Genomic DNA, 13,393 nt, shown 5'->3' on the forward strand with positions numbered 1-13,393 from the left:
TCCTAGGCGGCCATTGCTAAGCGGTGACCAGCTACGAAGCGCTCAAGATGCTCTACCAGGACGGCATAGGCTTCGTGAGGGGCGCGTGGCAGTAGAATCTGAGCGCTTGCGTCGTCAGTTTCGAGGGTTGCGACTATCGCGCCACGTTGCGTTGACGCGACGATGAGTCGTAGATCTTCGATCCCGGCGATACGTGGGTAATAGCTACCTTTCCCGGTTCGCACTGCATGGCGAAGCATGATCTCTGTATCTGTCACCAGCTCATGTTCGTCCGCGCCATCCAGCGAAAGTGATTCGACCCCACCATTCGCGCTCGCTTCGATAAAACGAGCAGCTCTACGGCCGTTGTTGCGGTGCTTGCGATCCAGCGTAATGCTGTTGCGAGTGCCGCTAATGGCGACTGACAGGTGGATCGCCGAAGTGCATTGGTCGAACTCCGCAGTGGCTTGAACGTTCGTCCCTGCTGCAGTTTTGAGGTCGTGATGGAAGGTACCGGTCAAGCGGACTTGGGCCGCCAGAAGTTGTTTGGACTGATTGCTGAGTTTCAGCCGGCTCATGCCGCATGCCCTCCACCATTTGGGTCAAATGGGGCAGGCGCTGAGCGCTGTTTCAGTTTGGGTTTGAACGCGATGAAGGCGCAGCCGCAGTCTTGTGCCAGTCGGCGTATTTCGAAGATGCGGGAGGGGTTAGCAGCGGCCGGGTGGACGTGCAGGGTGGCTGTGGTGTGCATAGTGTTGCCTCGCTCTGTGGTGGAAGAGTGAGGCAAATATCACGCAGTGTGTTTCATGTGTCAACACGTATCGTGATTATTTTATTTTACTCATGCGTGAAACGTGATGATTTGAGGATCCCGCCTACTAGATGAACCTTGGAAACTTCGTTCTGATCAAGGTGGAGAGGGCTGTGATCACGGTTCACGCTGTCAAACCGAAAGATACCGTCACGTAGGTAGATGAACTCTTTGATCATTGATCGGCCGTCGAAGGTTTGCACCATGACTTCGTCCCCCGTGACGTAGTTTTTGTTGGGTTCGATCAGTACATACTCTCCGTTTTTTATACGCGGATGCATGCTGTCGCCCATCACACGAAGTCCGTAGGCATTGGGATCGTCACTGTAAATGTGAAGGTATCCATCGCCATGACCTGTGGGGAAATCCAGAGCCTCAAAGTAGCCATCAGCCCCCAGTTTCGCGGATCCAACCACTGCTACCACTCCCTCCTTCATGGAGCCGGCATGCCTGATAGCGGTGCTCTCTGTGCCCCATAACTGAGGCGTGTTGGCAGCCGGCGTATCTTGCAATGCCATCAACTGGCTACCCTCAATGCCATCCAACAAATCTGATAGTGATACGCCCAATGCAGGAGCCAGCAATTGAAGGTCTGGAATACTCGGCATTCTGAGACCACTCTCATAGTTACCGATCCGAGATTGAGATTCCCAGCCGCAAGCCTGAGCCAGCTTCTTTTGGCTGAGCCGTTTCTGTTTTCTGAGCCGCTGAATGCGGGAGCCTAAAGTATCCATGGGGATTTTTTATCACGTATTGAAATGTTTTTTTCTCACTTATCGTGTTGAAATAATCACGAATCGTGTTTAGAGTGTGCGAAGTCAAAAGGAGCTGAGTACATGAACCGAATCGGCTGCATCCGTAAGGAGGCGCAGATCAAGCAACGGGATCTACGTGAGGTTCTCGGGTGGACCCAGGCACGCTTGAGCAACTACGAGTCTGGTCACCGGATGCCAGGTTTGAGCGAGTGCCGTGCAATTACTGCCGCGTTGAATCAACTAGGCGCTACCTGCACGCTTGATGACGTTTTTCCTCCCGAGTCCGATATTCCAAACGCAGCATAGAAAAAAGGCGACCCAAGGGCCGCCCAGTTCCTCCCGGCACACACCACCACAGTGCTGTCGGGTCGCGACGAAGGTAGGAGGGCACACCACATGCAAACCACCTCCCTTTATCGCGCTGCCAAGACACGGATGTCTTGGGTTGCTGCCTTTTCCACCACAGATTAGGCAGCTGTTGCGCCAGAGGTGAGCAACGGATTGTTCGCCTCGGCACGGTGCCGGTTTCGATCCCTAGATCTAGCCGGCGTTTGGGCCCTTTCAAGCCACGCGGCAAATGTAACACCACTGCATGTCGCGGGGCACTGGCAACTTAGTAGGATTAATGCCATGAGCCGAGTAGCTTTAAGCTGTGTTGATCGAGCGCAAAGGGAAGTCCTGACGCTCGAATTAGCCCTGTACCACGCCGCACGGGACTATCCCGGCGGTGCCGCTGCAATCGCCGCCACCACCGGCCGCAATGCCACCACGTTGCAGCACAAGTTGTCTCCTACCCATCCCTCTCACACCGTCAATGTCCAGGAGTTCGGCGAGATCCTCGAACTGACCAAGGACCGTCGCATTCTCGATGCTGTGCACGGTCTTGTCGGTGACACGATCTGGCAGGAGCTGGCCGAGGCGTATACCAACGACATGCCTGAAACCCTCACCACGGGGATCGCGCAGTTCTTCCGTCAGGTTGCGGATTTGTCCGAAACCTGGGCCAAGCACATTGGCGACGGCAAGGTCGATGACGGCGAGCTGGCCGAAATTCGCCAGTTGGTATTTCGAGGTATCCAGGGGTTGTTGGGCATGTACAACCGCGCCCGTTATGTCAACCAGACGACTCGCGGGGTGGAACGTGGCTGATATCGCTGACTTGGCAAATGACCTGGTGCAGGAACGGATCGATCAAGCTGTGGCTGCACGCCTAGCGCTGATGTCCAGCACGGCACTGCACTCTCTGATGTTCTGTGATGAGTGCGACGAACCTATTCCTGATGCGCGCCGTTTGGCACAGCCCGGTTGCACGCTCTGCATTGGGTGTAAAACCGCTGATGATCTGAGGGTTTCCCGTTATGCTCGATGACGTGCTCAATCAGTTCGCAGACTACGGTCTCGAACCCGCTCAACCCCTCGTATTCGGAAAGCTCACCCGCTGCAAAACCACCCAGGATAAGGGCAAGGAAAAAAACGGCTGGTACGTCATCCACGAACACCGCACCGAAAAGAATGAGACGCTGATCTTCGGCAGCTTCGGTGAGTGGCGCTCCGGCGAAACCCAGAAGATCAAGGTCAAGGCCGGTCGTATGAGCCCTGAAGAGCGCGAAGTCATGCGTGCTCGACAGGAAGATGCAAAGCGCAAGGCTGCCGAGATCGCGGCCAACGCGTCACGTCGAGCGGCCAATCGTGCATCGGCATTGTTCCATCGCATGCCAGAAAAGGGTAAGAGCGCCTACCTGGATCGAAAGCAGATCGTAGGCTTTAAGGTTCGCTATGCGCCACGTACAGGCGCATTTTTAGTGCCCATGTGCAACGTGCGCGACCAGATCGTCGGCCTGCAGGTGATCTTCCCCGCGAAGCAAGAGGACACCGGGCGCGACAAAGCGTATTGGCCCTACGGCATGTCGAAGGAAGGCGCTTTCCACTTGATTGGCCCGCACCCTGAACCGGGTGAGCCGGTGCTGGTGTGTGAGGGTTATGCCACGGGTGCAAGCCTGCACATGGCGACTTCGCTCGCTGTCGCCGTCGCCTTCGACGCGGGCAACTTGCTGTCGGTCTCCAAGGCCATGCGCGAACGTTTCCCCGGTTGCCCGCTGATCATCTGTCGCGACGACGACTGGAAGACCAAGCGCCCCAACGGTGATCCCTGGAACCCTGGCGAAGAAAAGGCCAACAACGCCGCTCTGATCGTTGGTGGTCAGGTGGTTGCTCCGGTGTTCTCCGGTGAGCGCGAGACCAAGTGGACCGACTTCAACGACCTGCATATTGCAGAGGGCCTAGAGGCTGTGCGCCGTCAGGTCCTAGCAGTGGTTAGGCCCCCTGCAGCTGGTGGTTGGAAGGATCAATTGGCCCGAACCGAAAACGGATCTTTGATAGCGCACATGCAGAATGTCGAGCTGATTCTTGGCAACGATGAGCGTTGGGCTGGAGTTATCGGCTTCAGCGCGTTCAGCTCAAAAATCGTTAAGTTACGTGCTGCCCCATACGGTGGCGGTGTCGGCGACTGGGCAGATATCGACGACATGCTTGTAATGAAGTGGCTCGCACAACAGTACAACCTTCGGGTCAAGGCCAGCAGCGTGATCGAAGCGGTTAGTGTGGTTGCTCATGATCATGCCTTTCATCCTGTACGCAATTACCTCCATGGTCTGGAATGGGACCGTGTTCCACGGTTGGCTACCTGGTTGACTGACATCATGGGCGTTGAAGCAACTGACTACAGTTCGAAGGTTGGTAAGCGTTGGATGGTGTCAGCGGTCGGGCGCGTGATGCAGCCAGGTTGTAAGGCTGACTCGGTGATGATCCTCGAAGGGGCACAGGGCGCTGGTAAATCAACAGCAATGTCTGTGCTTGGCGGTGCCTGGTTTATGGATACACCTTTCGCCTTGGGCGATAAGGATGGCTTCCAGGCGATCCGTGGTAAGTGGATCATTGAGCTGGGGGAGCTGGACAGTTTCAACAAGGCTGAGTCGACCAAGGCGAAGCAGTTCTTCTCTGCGTCGACTGACACCTATCGCGAGAGCTATGGCCGCAGAACGATGGACGTGCCACGCCAGTGTGTTTTCGTGGGTACGACGAACCAAGACGAATATCTCAAAGACGCCACGGGTAACCGGCGTTACTGGCCTGTCGCGTGTACCAAGGTCGATTTGGAACAGTTGCGCGAAGTCCGCGACCAGCTCTGGGCCGAAGCTATGTTCTGTTATCAGTCCGGTGACATTTGGTGGGTCAATCGGGATGAGGCGCCACTATTCGCCGAAGCGCAGGAATCGCGCTTTGTCGTGGATGAGTGGGAAGGGCCGGTCGTCAAGTGGTTGGAAGAATCTCAGATCGGCGCGACAGCAAGCGGCGAGGATATTTTGGCTGGTGCGTTGAAGCTCGATTATGGCCACTGGGGCAAGCCTGAGCAGATGCGTGTCGGGGCGATCATGCATCGACTCGGATGGCGAAAGGTGCGACTGCCGCCGTTGCCCAAAAGTGGTATTCGGCCATATGCCTACAAGAAGCCAGATCATTGGGGCAATACATCAGCGCTGCAGGTTGATAGCGCACGGGATGAGGAGCCTTGCTTTGATTAAACGAATCGATGAAATGCTCAAGCTCTGGGCGCAGGATCTGCATTCGCCAGTGCCCGAAGGCTCTGGTGGGCCAAGTGGCGGCAACATGATTGCCATGCTGATGGAGTGCAAAGGGGAGTTGATACGCGGCACGCGTGGCAGTCGGGTACTGTTAGATGAATCGGCCGACATCGAGCTCATCGTCAACAAGCACTTGCCGCCGCAGCTGTCGGTCGTCGTGCGTGAACACTACTGCAACCACGAAAGCTTCCTGTCGCAGAAGTACACCCACTGTGGGTGTAGTCGCGATACCTACTATCAGCGCCTGCATGAAGCGCACCTGCACATTGCCGGCATGCTGATGGGGAAGGCTGCGTGACCTTTCGCACACTTGCACCTACAACTGTCCAACTGTCCGGCCTTGCCCTACTTCAAGTTTGCAAGGTAGGACTGCTGGAGGCCGCGCATTCCGTGGCCTGTCCTACCTCCCTACCTAATATCACACGACGCACACATGAGCGTAGCGCGTCGCATCACGCGCCGCTGGCGCGCATGCGTTTTTTTAGTTTTCTCTCTTTACACGAGAAAAAGTTAAAAGAGGTAGGGCAGTAGGGCAAGGCCCCGAATTCAGCGCGCTCCAGCTGTCCTACCTCCCTTCTGAATAGTGGGGCAGGTAGGACAGCGCCGGAGGCGCTGGAAGCCGAAATAAAGATATTCACCGACATTGCCTAGGCGTAGACCAGACATTCACCGGGTGGCATTAAAACAGGGTTGCTGCCACCGGAATCCACCTGTAAAAAGTAGTCATCTTCGATAGGTGCGACCGCGAGCAGCGGGACACACCACCACACTAGACCCGGCCATTGCGCCGGGTTTTTGCGTTTATGGGGTAGGGCGATGACAAACGAGCAGCAAGCGCTTATTGAGATGCCGATCTGGATGGTGATCCTGCTATCCCTGATCGGCGGTATTTCCGGCGAGGCATGGCGGGCCGACAAGGCGGGGGTAAGCGGCTGGTCTCTGGTCCGCCGCTTGCTGCTGCGGTCCGGGGCCTGCGTGGTCTGCGGGCTATCCACCATGATGTTGCTGCACGCATCGGGCATGTCGGTACTGGCAGCGGGCAGCATCGGTTGCCTCACCGCGATGGCCGGCGCCGATGTCGCCATCGGCCTGTACGAACGCTGGGCCGCCAAGCGGTTGGGCGTGTGCGATGTGCCGCCCTCGGGCGGTGGTCAGGCGTGATGCGCTGGAGGCCACGGAATACGTGGCCTGTAGCTAGGTGCGCCAAAATAAGGCGCCGAAAAGCCGCCGGGGACCCTGGGGGCATCCGAGGGACACGGGGCATGAAACCCGCGGGAAAGCGTTAGCGGCAGGGCTGCCAGCTTACTGAAATTCAATCCATTGAAATTGAAAGGCTCCATTGAAAAGCCGTTGAAAAAGGAGGGCTCATGACAGAACCAACCTACCTGTCAAAGAGCGCTTTCGCGGCTCGCATTGGCAGGTCACCCAGTTACATCACCTGGTTGAAAGATAACAACCGCCTTGTGCTATCGCCCGACGGCAAAAAGGTCGATGTCCTGGCCACCGAAGCCCTCATCGTTGAAACAGCCGATCCAAGCAAGGCCGCTGTATCGGCTCGTCATCAACAGGCTCGGATCGAGCGTGACGTTCACAGCCAACTCAGCCCCCTTGCCGAGCCGACTTCCACGGCTGCGCCGCAGCCAATGGCTACCGCCGGGAAACCTGCCGATTTTCAAAAGGCTCGCGCGCACCGCGAGTACTACCTGGCGCAGCTGGCTGAGATGGAGTTTCACAAGGCTCAAGGCTCGATGGTCGAGATCGTCGCGGTTCAGTCGGGGGCCTACAACGCTGGACGCATGTTGCGCGACACCCTCTTGGGTATGCCGCCGCAACTGGCGCCGGAGCTGGCTGCTATGACCGATCCTTGGGAAATCGAACGACGCCTGACGGCAGCGTTACGGACAAGACTCGAAGAGGCCAGTCGCATGTCCGCAGAGGACTTCGGTCACACGCTCGAAACCAACTGGGAGGTGGTTGATGACCCTGGCTAGATCTGATGGCGCGGAGGTCTACCGCGAGGCTTACTTTCGAGGTATGCAGCCTGATCCAGATGTGTGGATTGATGAGTGGGCAGATGAGTACATGCGCATCCCCCGCGACACCGGTGCCGCTGAGCCGGGTCAGTACCGCACCTCCCGGACGCCGTACGCCCGTGAGCCGATGCGATGCCTATCACCGGCACACCCGTGTAAACGAGTCGTGACCATGGTGGCCTCGCAGTTGATGAAAACGCAGATTGCGTTGAACTGGATCGGTGGGTTGATCCATATGGCACCGTCCAACATTCTCACTCTGCTGCCCAGCTTGGGGCTTGCCAAGCGGGTGTCGTCTCGGATCGGCAAGACCATCAAGGCCACTCCGGTATTGCGCGAGCGCGTTGCAGCAAGTCGCTCGCGGGACTCGCGCAATACCATGGACACCAAGGAGTTCGAGGGCGGCTCGCTGTATGTCACCACTGCGGGCTCTGCGGCCAACTTGGCCGAGTTGTCGGCGCGCTACATCTACGGCGATGAAGTTGATCGCTGGGAAGTCGACGTGGGCGATGAGGGCGACCCTATCGAGCTGGCGGAAACGCGAGGCAGTACTTTCGGCCGCAACGCCAAGTTCTACTTTTCGAGCTCGCCAACGATCAAGGGTGCTTCACGAATCGCTGATCTGTTTGAGTCCAGTGACCAACGCTATTACTACGTGCCATGTCCGCACTGTGGCCACATGCAGGTGCTTGAATGGGAGAACCTTCTCTACTCAGCCGACTTTAGCTTGGTGCATTACAAATGTGCTGCGTCCGGCTTGGACTGCGATGTGTTGATCGAAGAGCACTTCAAGGGGCAGATGTTAGCCAAGGGTGAATGGCGCTCCCACAGTCCGGGCGATGGGGAGACTGTGGGCTTCCACCTCAACGCACTCTATTCGCCGCCGGGTTGGATGGATTGGAGGTCGCTGGCTAAGCAGTTCGAAAAAGCCAAAAAGGCCCAGGCCAAGGGTGACCTTGAGCCCATGCAGGTGTTCTACAACACTCGTCTGGCAAAGGTCTGGGACAGTGCACAAGAGCAGACAAAGGCATCTGTCCTGATCGAGCGGGCTCGCAAAGAAGGGTTCTCCCTCGGCTCGCTGCCAGCCGCCGTGATGATGATCACCGGTTCCGTCGACGTACAGGCCGATCGCTTGGAGTTCATGGCAATGGGCTGGGGTGTCGGCATGGAGCGCTGGGTCATCGATCACCGAGTAATCGCCGGTGACCCATCAGATGAGCGCACCTGGGCTGTCCTCGACGAGCTGCTCAAGGAGCGCTATCGACACCCTTGCGGCGTTGGCCTGGGCATTCTTGCGGTTGCTGTCGACTCCGGTGGTCACCACACGGATGAGGTGTATCAGTTCTGCCGCATGCGGCGCTGGCGCAACATCTTCGCCATTAAGGGCGCGAGCAAGCCCGGCAAACCGGTGATCGCTCAGCGGCCTTCGATGGTTGATGTGACCTGGAAGGGGCAGACCGAGCGCGGTGGCGCCGAGCTTTGGTTTGTCGGTACAGACACTGCAAAGGACTGGATCTACAACCGCTACCCGTTTGAGTCTGGCCCTGGTGCGGTGCACTTTGCCAATGACCTGCCGGATGAGTTCTTCGCCCAGTGCGTGGCCGAGCGAAAGGTCGCCAAGTACGTGCGTGGTCACAAGCGTATCGAGTGGATTAAGGGCAAGGCCGAGCGCAACGAAGCGCTCGATCTGATGGTGTATTGCCTGGCAATGGCGCATTACCTCGGCATCAACCGGTATCAGGAACACGACTGGGATCGGGTACGAAACTCGCTGGCCCAGGCCGGCTTGTTCGATGAAAAGGTGGTCACCGCCGAACGTGTCACGGTCTCCGAGCAGACTCCCGTGATACCACAGCCAGCGCCGCAACCCGTTGCCCCGGTCGCCCAACCCCGACCCGCTGCACCCCCTCAACGCCGCAGTTCAACAAGCGGTTACCTGAAGAGACGCTGATATGTCATTTGCCCCGAAGCACCTCGAAGCCATCGAGCGCGCCATCGCGCGCGGTGAAAAGACCGTGCGCTACAGCGACCGCACGGTGGAGTACCGCTCCATCGACGAACTGCTCAAGGCCCGCGACGAGATCCGCACGTCGCTGACCAACGCCGCCGGGCCGCGCTCTCGCGTGGTGCGGCTTACCCACGGAGGCAAAGGACTCTAATGGCTCGACACTATCCGACGCTGACCCGTAACGGATTCTTGCTGCCGTCGAACATCAAGGCCAGTTACGAAGGCGCCGGAGAGGGCCGACGTTCGGCCAGTTGGGAAGCCTCCGACAACGGCATCAATAGCATCAATACCCCGGCCCTGCGCAACCTGCGCGCGCGTTCGCGGGCGGCCGTGCGCAATGATCCGTACGCGTTCAACGTCATTGATAAACGCGTCAGCAATCTGATCGGCACCGGCATCACGCCAAGGCCGACCACGGACGACGCCGAGCTGCGCAAGCTCAAGCAGCAGCTGTGGGATGACTGGGTGGATGAAGCGGACGCCGATGAGCTGACGGACTTCTATGGCATGCAGGCCTTGGTGGCCCGCACTGTAGAGACGGCCGGTGAATGCTTTGTGCGGCTGCGGCCGCGTAGCCCGAGTGAAGGTTTGGCTGTGCCGCTACAGCTGCAGGCGTTGGCACCTGAATTTGTCCCGCACGATAAATTCGAGATGGCCAAAAACGGAAACGTGATTCGCGCCGGAATCGAGTTCAACCCGGCCGGCAAGCGCGTGGCGTATTGGATGTACCTATCGCATCCCCGCGACTCATCGTCGTTGAACGCTGGTTACAACCAGCTGGTGCGTGTGCCAGCTGCGCAGGTGCTGCATATTTTCGAGCCGATGGAGCCGGGGCAACTGCGTGGCGTACCTCGCTTGGCGCCGGTGCTGAAACGGCTGCGCAGTCTGGACAACTACGACGATGCGGTGCTGTTCCGTCAGGAGGTGGCGAACCTGTTTGCCGGCTTCATCAAACGGCCAGCTCCGGAAGCTGGGCCGCAACCCCGGGATCCGATTACGGGGCAGTTGCTGACCACCGACCGCGACGGCTTCACGCCGATGGTCGCCTTGGAGCCCGGCACCATGCAGGAGCTGGGGCCAGGTGAAGAGGTGGAGTTCTCCAAACCACCGGATGCCGGCAACAACTATCCCGACTTCATGCGTCAGCAACTGATGGCTGCAGCGGCGGGTTCGGGCACGCCTTACGAGATCCTCACCGGCGACATGCGCGAGGTTAACGACCGGGCGCTGCGGGTGGTGCTCAACGAGTTTCGCCGACGCCTGGAGCAGCTGCAATTTGGCGTTTACGTGCATCAACTGTGTCGCCCGGTGCGTGCTGCCTGGATGGACATGGCGGTCCTGTCCGGTGCCCTGGTGCTGGAGGACTACGCACAACGTAGACGCGAATACCTGCGCACGCGTTGGGTGCCGCAGGGCTGGGCCTACATCCAGCCGGTGCAGGACGTGCAGGCGCGACAGATGGAGGTTCGGGCGGGCTTTGCCTCTCGCAGCGAGATGGTATTGCGCACCGGTTACGACGCGGAAACGGTCGACACGGAAAACGCCGCCGATCTCGCCAGAGCCGCGGGCCTCGGCCTCAATTACAGCACTCTTGAAGCCATCGAGACGATCGATGACAAGGAACAACCATGAGCAAAAAAACGAAACCCCGTGTTTATGACAAGGCGGGCAAGCAGGTAACCGTCGCGGACAAAAGCTGGTACACGCTCCAGGCCAGCGGCGAAGCCGAGCAGCGCAATATCGAGATCTTCGTCTACGGCGAGATCGGCGCCTGGGGCGTCACCGCCAATCAGTTCGTACAAGCTCTGCGCGCTATTGATGACGGCGTTTCGCCAGTGATTGTTGCGTTCAACAGCATCGGTGGTGATTTGTTCGACGGCCTGGCAATCCACAACGCGCTATCGCGCTTGGGTGAGCGTTGCACCGGCCGCGTTGATGCGCTGGCTGCCAGTGCGGCCAGTGTCGCGGTGTGCGGTGCTCACCGGGTGGTGATCGCTTCCAATGCGATGTTGATGATCCACAACCCCTACACCTTCACCGGTGGCGATGCGGAGGACTTCCGGCGCGTTGCCGATGTGCTGGACCAGACCCTGGAAGCGATCATCGCGGCTTACAAAGCCAAGGCACCGGACATCGACGAGGCCGAGCTGCGGCGCATGGTTAATGCTGAGACCTGGCTCACGGCCAACGAAGCAGTGGCACTGGGTCTGGCGGACGAAGTAGGCGATGGCCTCAAGGTTAGTGCCTGTCTCGGCCAGGGCAGTGTGCTGCAGCGTTTCCAGCATGCCCCTCCTGAGTTGCTCGCCCAGCTCGATGAAGATCCAGAGGTGGAACTGCCAGAGCCAAACGATCCACCGGCGCCGGCTCCCTTGGTGGACGCGGCAAAACTGGCGCTGATGGTCACGCAAGGTTGCGCTGCTGCAGGCATCAGCAACCTCGTGGAACCACTGCTGGCATCTACCAAGCTCGAAAGCGAAGCTGTGATCCAGGCGGCGTTGACCAAGGCCAAAGCACTGCACGGTTTGTGCGTTGCCGCACGACTGCCAGAGCTGACCGGTGAATTCATTGCGGCCGGCCTGGACGAAGCCGCAGTCAGGGCGCGACTGTTCGACAAACTGGTGGGCAGTGGCGGCGGATTTGAAATCAACAACAGTCTGCCGCTGGACAACGACCCGGCCCCCAAGGTCCTGGCTAAGCAGGCCGACCCTCAATCAATCTGGGCTTCCCGTCAGGCGGCGCAGAACGGCAACTCGAAAGGAGCAAGACCATGAAAACTGAATCGATGCACGCGGGTGAATTCTTGCTGTCCGAAGGAGCTGGCACCATTTCCCGCGAAGCGATCAACGTCGCTGCTGGCCCTGCGTTAGAACCTGGACAGATCCTCGGTTTGGTCACCGCCACTGGTGAGTTCGCGCCATATAACCCGACAGCTGAAGACGGAAGCGAGAACGCCCAGGCGATCCTCTTTGGACCACTGAGCATGTCGGATGTAGTCCGCCGTGGGCGTGCGGTGGTGCGTCTGGCTGAGGTCAGCGAAGCGCATTTGACCGGCCTGGATCCGGCTGCTGAGAAGGCGCTGAACGCTCGAGACGTGATCATCCGCTAAGGCGATTTGCCTAAATCTTTCAGCCCGCACTTTGCGGGTTTTTTGTTTTCTGGAGACCGGTTCATGGCTGACATTCAAATCTTCAACGACGATGCTTTTTCGGTGTCTTCGTTGACCGCCGCAATCAACGAACAGGAATACGTGCCCGGGCGCATCGGCAGCCTGGGTTTGTTCCAAGAGGAGGGGATTACAACCCTCACGGTACAGATCGAAAAGGACGGTGACACTTTGGCCTTGGTGCCGGCGGGTGAACGGGGCACGTCTGGCCTGGTGGTCGGCGGTACCAAGCGTCAACTGATCCCGTTCAACACCGTGCATCTGCCACAACGCTTCACCATCAAAGCCGATGAGATCCAAGGCATTCGTGCCTTCGGTACGCGTTCCGAGCTTCAGTCGGTGCAGGACGTGGTCAACAAGCGACTGGCCAAGGCACGCCGGCAGTTGGACGTTACTCACGAATTCCAGCGCCTCGGCGCGCTGAACGGCAAAATCTACGATGCCGATGGCAAGACGGTGCTGCTCGATTTGTATGACCGTTTTGGCGTGAAGCGAAAGTCGTTGTCGATGGGCCTGGCCGGCGAAACGAAGTCGTTCCGTGTGCAGTGTGGTGAGGCACTGGATATGCAGGAGGAAGCATTGGGCAGCGTGACCCGCAGTGGGTCACGTGCTTTCTGCGGCAAGAACTTCTGGAACGCCCTTCTGGAAATTGAGGAGGTGAAAAAAACTTACCTCAATACCCAGCAAGCAGCTGCTCTTCGCGGTGACGCTCGTGAAAGCTTCGACTACGGCGGCATCACCTGGGAGCGCTATCGCGGCAAGATCGCCGGTATGACGTTTGTGCATGATGACAAAGCGCTGTTGATCCCTGAAGGCGTGCCGGACTTGTACATCTCGGTATTTGCACCGGCCGACTACATGGAGACGGTCAACACCGAAGGTGTTCCGTACTACAGCAAGATCGAACCGCTGCCCTTCAACAAAGGCATGGCCGGTGAAGCCCAGTCCAACCCGCTGCACATGTGCACGCGGCCTCTGGCGCAGATCCTGCTGGAAATGTGAC

Annotated in this window: 15 protein-coding genes; 13 read left to right on the forward strand and 2 right to left on the reverse strand. The window is 58.5% G+C overall.

All coding sequences use genetic code 11. The features are described 5' to 3' along the window. Positions 1–2 precede the first annotated feature (2 nt). Together AACY08_RS10415 and AACY08_RS10420 are read right to left on the reverse strand one after the other, a co-directional pair. Positions 3–557, reverse strand: coding sequence for a hypothetical protein (locus tag AACY08_RS10415; protein ID WP_339469346.1), 555 nt, complete (start codon positions 555–557; stop codon positions 3–5). Between the two features lie 259 nt (positions 558–816). Beyond that, a complete protein-coding gene (locus AACY08_RS10420) occupies positions 817–1,524 on the reverse strand; it encodes an XRE family transcriptional regulator (RefSeq protein WP_090407666.1) in 708 nt (235 codons plus the stop codon). Positions 1,525–1,626: 102 nt separating this feature from the next. Between AACY08_RS10420 and AACY08_RS10425 the strand changes: the two genes are divergently transcribed. The 13 genes from AACY08_RS10425 to AACY08_RS10485 all read left to right on the forward strand — a co-directional run bounded on the left by AACY08_RS10425 (position 1,627) and on the right by AACY08_RS10485 (position 13,392). Further along, the gene (locus AACY08_RS10425) at positions 1,627–1,851 is read left to right on the forward strand and encodes a helix-turn-helix transcriptional regulator (RefSeq protein ID WP_090407663.1); all 225 of its coding nucleotides are present in this window, start codon (positions 1,627–1,629) and stop codon (positions 1,849–1,851) included. 324 nt (positions 1,852–2,175) lie between these two features. Continuing rightward, on the forward strand, positions 2,176–2,694 hold the full coding sequence (locus AACY08_RS10430; protein ID WP_069672307.1) for a phage regulatory CII family protein: 519 nt from the start codon (positions 2,176–2,178) through the stop codon (positions 2,692–2,694). A gap of 97 nt (positions 2,695–2,791) precedes the next feature. Continuing rightward, a complete protein-coding gene (locus AACY08_RS30445) occupies positions 2,792–2,914 on the forward strand; it encodes a TraR/DksA C4-type zinc finger protein (RefSeq protein WP_445262026.1) in 123 nt (40 codons plus the stop codon). After that, on the forward strand, positions 2,904–5,126 hold the full coding sequence (locus AACY08_RS10440) for a VapE domain-containing protein (protein WP_339469348.1): 2,223 nt from the start codon (positions 2,904–2,906) through the stop codon (positions 5,124–5,126). Before AACY08_RS30445 ends, AACY08_RS10440 begins: the two co-directional genes overlap by 11 nt. After that, complete coding sequence (locus AACY08_RS10445) at positions 5,119–5,484, forward strand: PA0613 family protein (protein WP_069672305.1); 366 nt, start codon at positions 5,119–5,121, stop codon at positions 5,482–5,484. Before AACY08_RS10440 ends, AACY08_RS10445 begins: the two co-directional genes overlap by 8 nt. 518 nt (positions 5,485–6,002) lie before the next feature. After that, positions 6,003–6,347, forward strand: a complete 345-nt coding sequence (locus AACY08_RS10450) for a phage holin family protein (RefSeq protein WP_115487740.1) — start codon at positions 6,003–6,005, stop codon at positions 6,345–6,347. Between the two features lie 206 nt (positions 6,348–6,553). Further along, positions 6,554–7,177, forward strand: a complete 624-nt coding sequence (locus AACY08_RS10455) for a terminase small subunit (RefSeq protein ID WP_339469351.1) — start codon at positions 6,554–6,556, stop codon at positions 7,175–7,177. Further along, positions 7,164–9,170 (forward strand): phage terminase large subunit family protein, encoded by a 2,007-nt coding sequence (locus AACY08_RS10460; protein ID WP_099492169.1) that lies wholly within the window; start codon positions 7,164–7,166, stop codon positions 9,168–9,170. Before AACY08_RS10455 ends, AACY08_RS10460 begins: the two co-directional genes overlap by 14 nt. A 1-nt stretch (position 9,171) precedes the next feature. Continuing rightward, positions 9,172–9,378 (forward strand): phage head-tail joining protein, encoded by a 207-nt coding sequence (locus tag AACY08_RS10465; protein ID WP_099492168.1) that lies wholly within the window; start codon positions 9,172–9,174, stop codon positions 9,376–9,378. After that, positions 9,378–10,859: a phage portal protein gene (locus AACY08_RS10470; RefSeq protein WP_099492167.1), complete on the forward strand. Its 1,482-nt coding sequence runs from the start codon at positions 9,378–9,380 to the stop codon at positions 10,857–10,859. Before AACY08_RS10465 ends, AACY08_RS10470 begins: the two co-directional genes overlap by 1 nt. Next, positions 10,856–11,998: a head maturation protease, ClpP-related gene (locus AACY08_RS10475; RefSeq protein WP_099492166.1), complete on the forward strand. Its 1,143-nt coding sequence runs from the start codon at positions 10,856–10,858 to the stop codon at positions 11,996–11,998. Before AACY08_RS10470 ends, AACY08_RS10475 begins: the two co-directional genes overlap by 4 nt. Then, complete coding sequence (locus AACY08_RS10480) at positions 11,995–12,333, forward strand: head decoration protein (RefSeq protein ID WP_099492165.1); 339 nt, start codon at positions 11,995–11,997, stop codon at positions 12,331–12,333. Before AACY08_RS10475 ends, AACY08_RS10480 begins: the two co-directional genes overlap by 4 nt. A 63-nt stretch (positions 12,334–12,396) precedes the next feature. Next, positions 12,397–13,392 carry a major capsid protein gene (locus AACY08_RS10485; RefSeq protein ID WP_339469352.1) on the forward strand — a complete coding sequence of 332 codons (996 nt, stop codon included), beginning with the start codon at positions 12,397–12,399 and terminating at the stop codon, positions 13,390–13,392. Position 13,393 lies beyond the last annotated feature (1 nt).

Source organism: Pseudomonas sp. EL_65y_Pfl1_R83 (genome assembly GCF_963970695.1).
In the GTDB taxonomy this organism is placed as follows: domain Bacteria; phylum Pseudomonadota; class Gammaproteobacteria; order Pseudomonadales; family Pseudomonadaceae; genus Aquipseudomonas; species Aquipseudomonas tritici.

Bases quoted from the DNA above. Each gene is read 5' to 3' on its own strand.
- AACY08_RS10415 (WP_339469346.1), bottom strand. From the start codon at position 557: ATGAGCCGGCTGAAACTCAGCAATCAGTCCAAACAACTTCTGGCGGCC.
- AACY08_RS10420 (WP_090407666.1), bottom strand. From the start codon at position 1,524: ATGGATACTTTAGGCTCCCGCATTCAGCGGCTCAGAAAACAGAAACGG.
- AACY08_RS10425 (WP_090407663.1), top strand. From the start codon at position 1,627: ATGAACCGAATCGGCTGCATCCGTAAGGAGGCGCAGATCAAGCAACGG.
- AACY08_RS10430 (WP_069672307.1), top strand. From the start codon at position 2,176: ATGAGCCGAGTAGCTTTAAGCTGTGTTGATCGAGCGCAAAGGGAAGTC.
- AACY08_RS30445 (WP_445262026.1), top strand. From the start codon at position 2,792: ATGTTCTGTGATGAGTGCGACGAACCTATTCCTGATGCGCGCCGTTTG.
- AACY08_RS10440 (WP_339469348.1), top strand. From the start codon at position 2,904: ATGCTCGATGACGTGCTCAATCAGTTCGCAGACTACGGTCTCGAACCC.
- AACY08_RS10450 (WP_115487740.1), top strand. From the start codon at position 6,003: ATGACAAACGAGCAGCAAGCGCTTATTGAGATGCCGATCTGGATGGTG.
- AACY08_RS10455 (WP_339469351.1), top strand. From the start codon at position 6,554: ATGACAGAACCAACCTACCTGTCAAAGAGCGCTTTCGCGGCTCGCATT.
- AACY08_RS10460 (WP_099492169.1), top strand. From the start codon at position 7,164: ATGACCCTGGCTAGATCTGATGGCGCGGAGGTCTACCGCGAGGCTTAC.
- AACY08_RS10465 (WP_099492168.1), top strand. From the start codon at position 9,172: ATGTCATTTGCCCCGAAGCACCTCGAAGCCATCGAGCGCGCCATCGCG.
- AACY08_RS10470 (WP_099492167.1), top strand. From the start codon at position 9,378: ATGGCTCGACACTATCCGACGCTGACCCGTAACGGATTCTTGCTGCCG.
- AACY08_RS10475 (WP_099492166.1), top strand. From the start codon at position 10,856: ATGAGCAAAAAAACGAAACCCCGTGTTTATGACAAGGCGGGCAAGCAG.
- AACY08_RS10480 (WP_099492165.1), top strand. From the start codon at position 11,995: ATGAAAACTGAATCGATGCACGCGGGTGAATTCTTGCTGTCCGAAGGA.
- AACY08_RS10485 (WP_339469352.1), top strand. From the start codon at position 12,397: ATGGCTGACATTCAAATCTTCAACGACGATGCTTTTTCGGTGTCTTCG.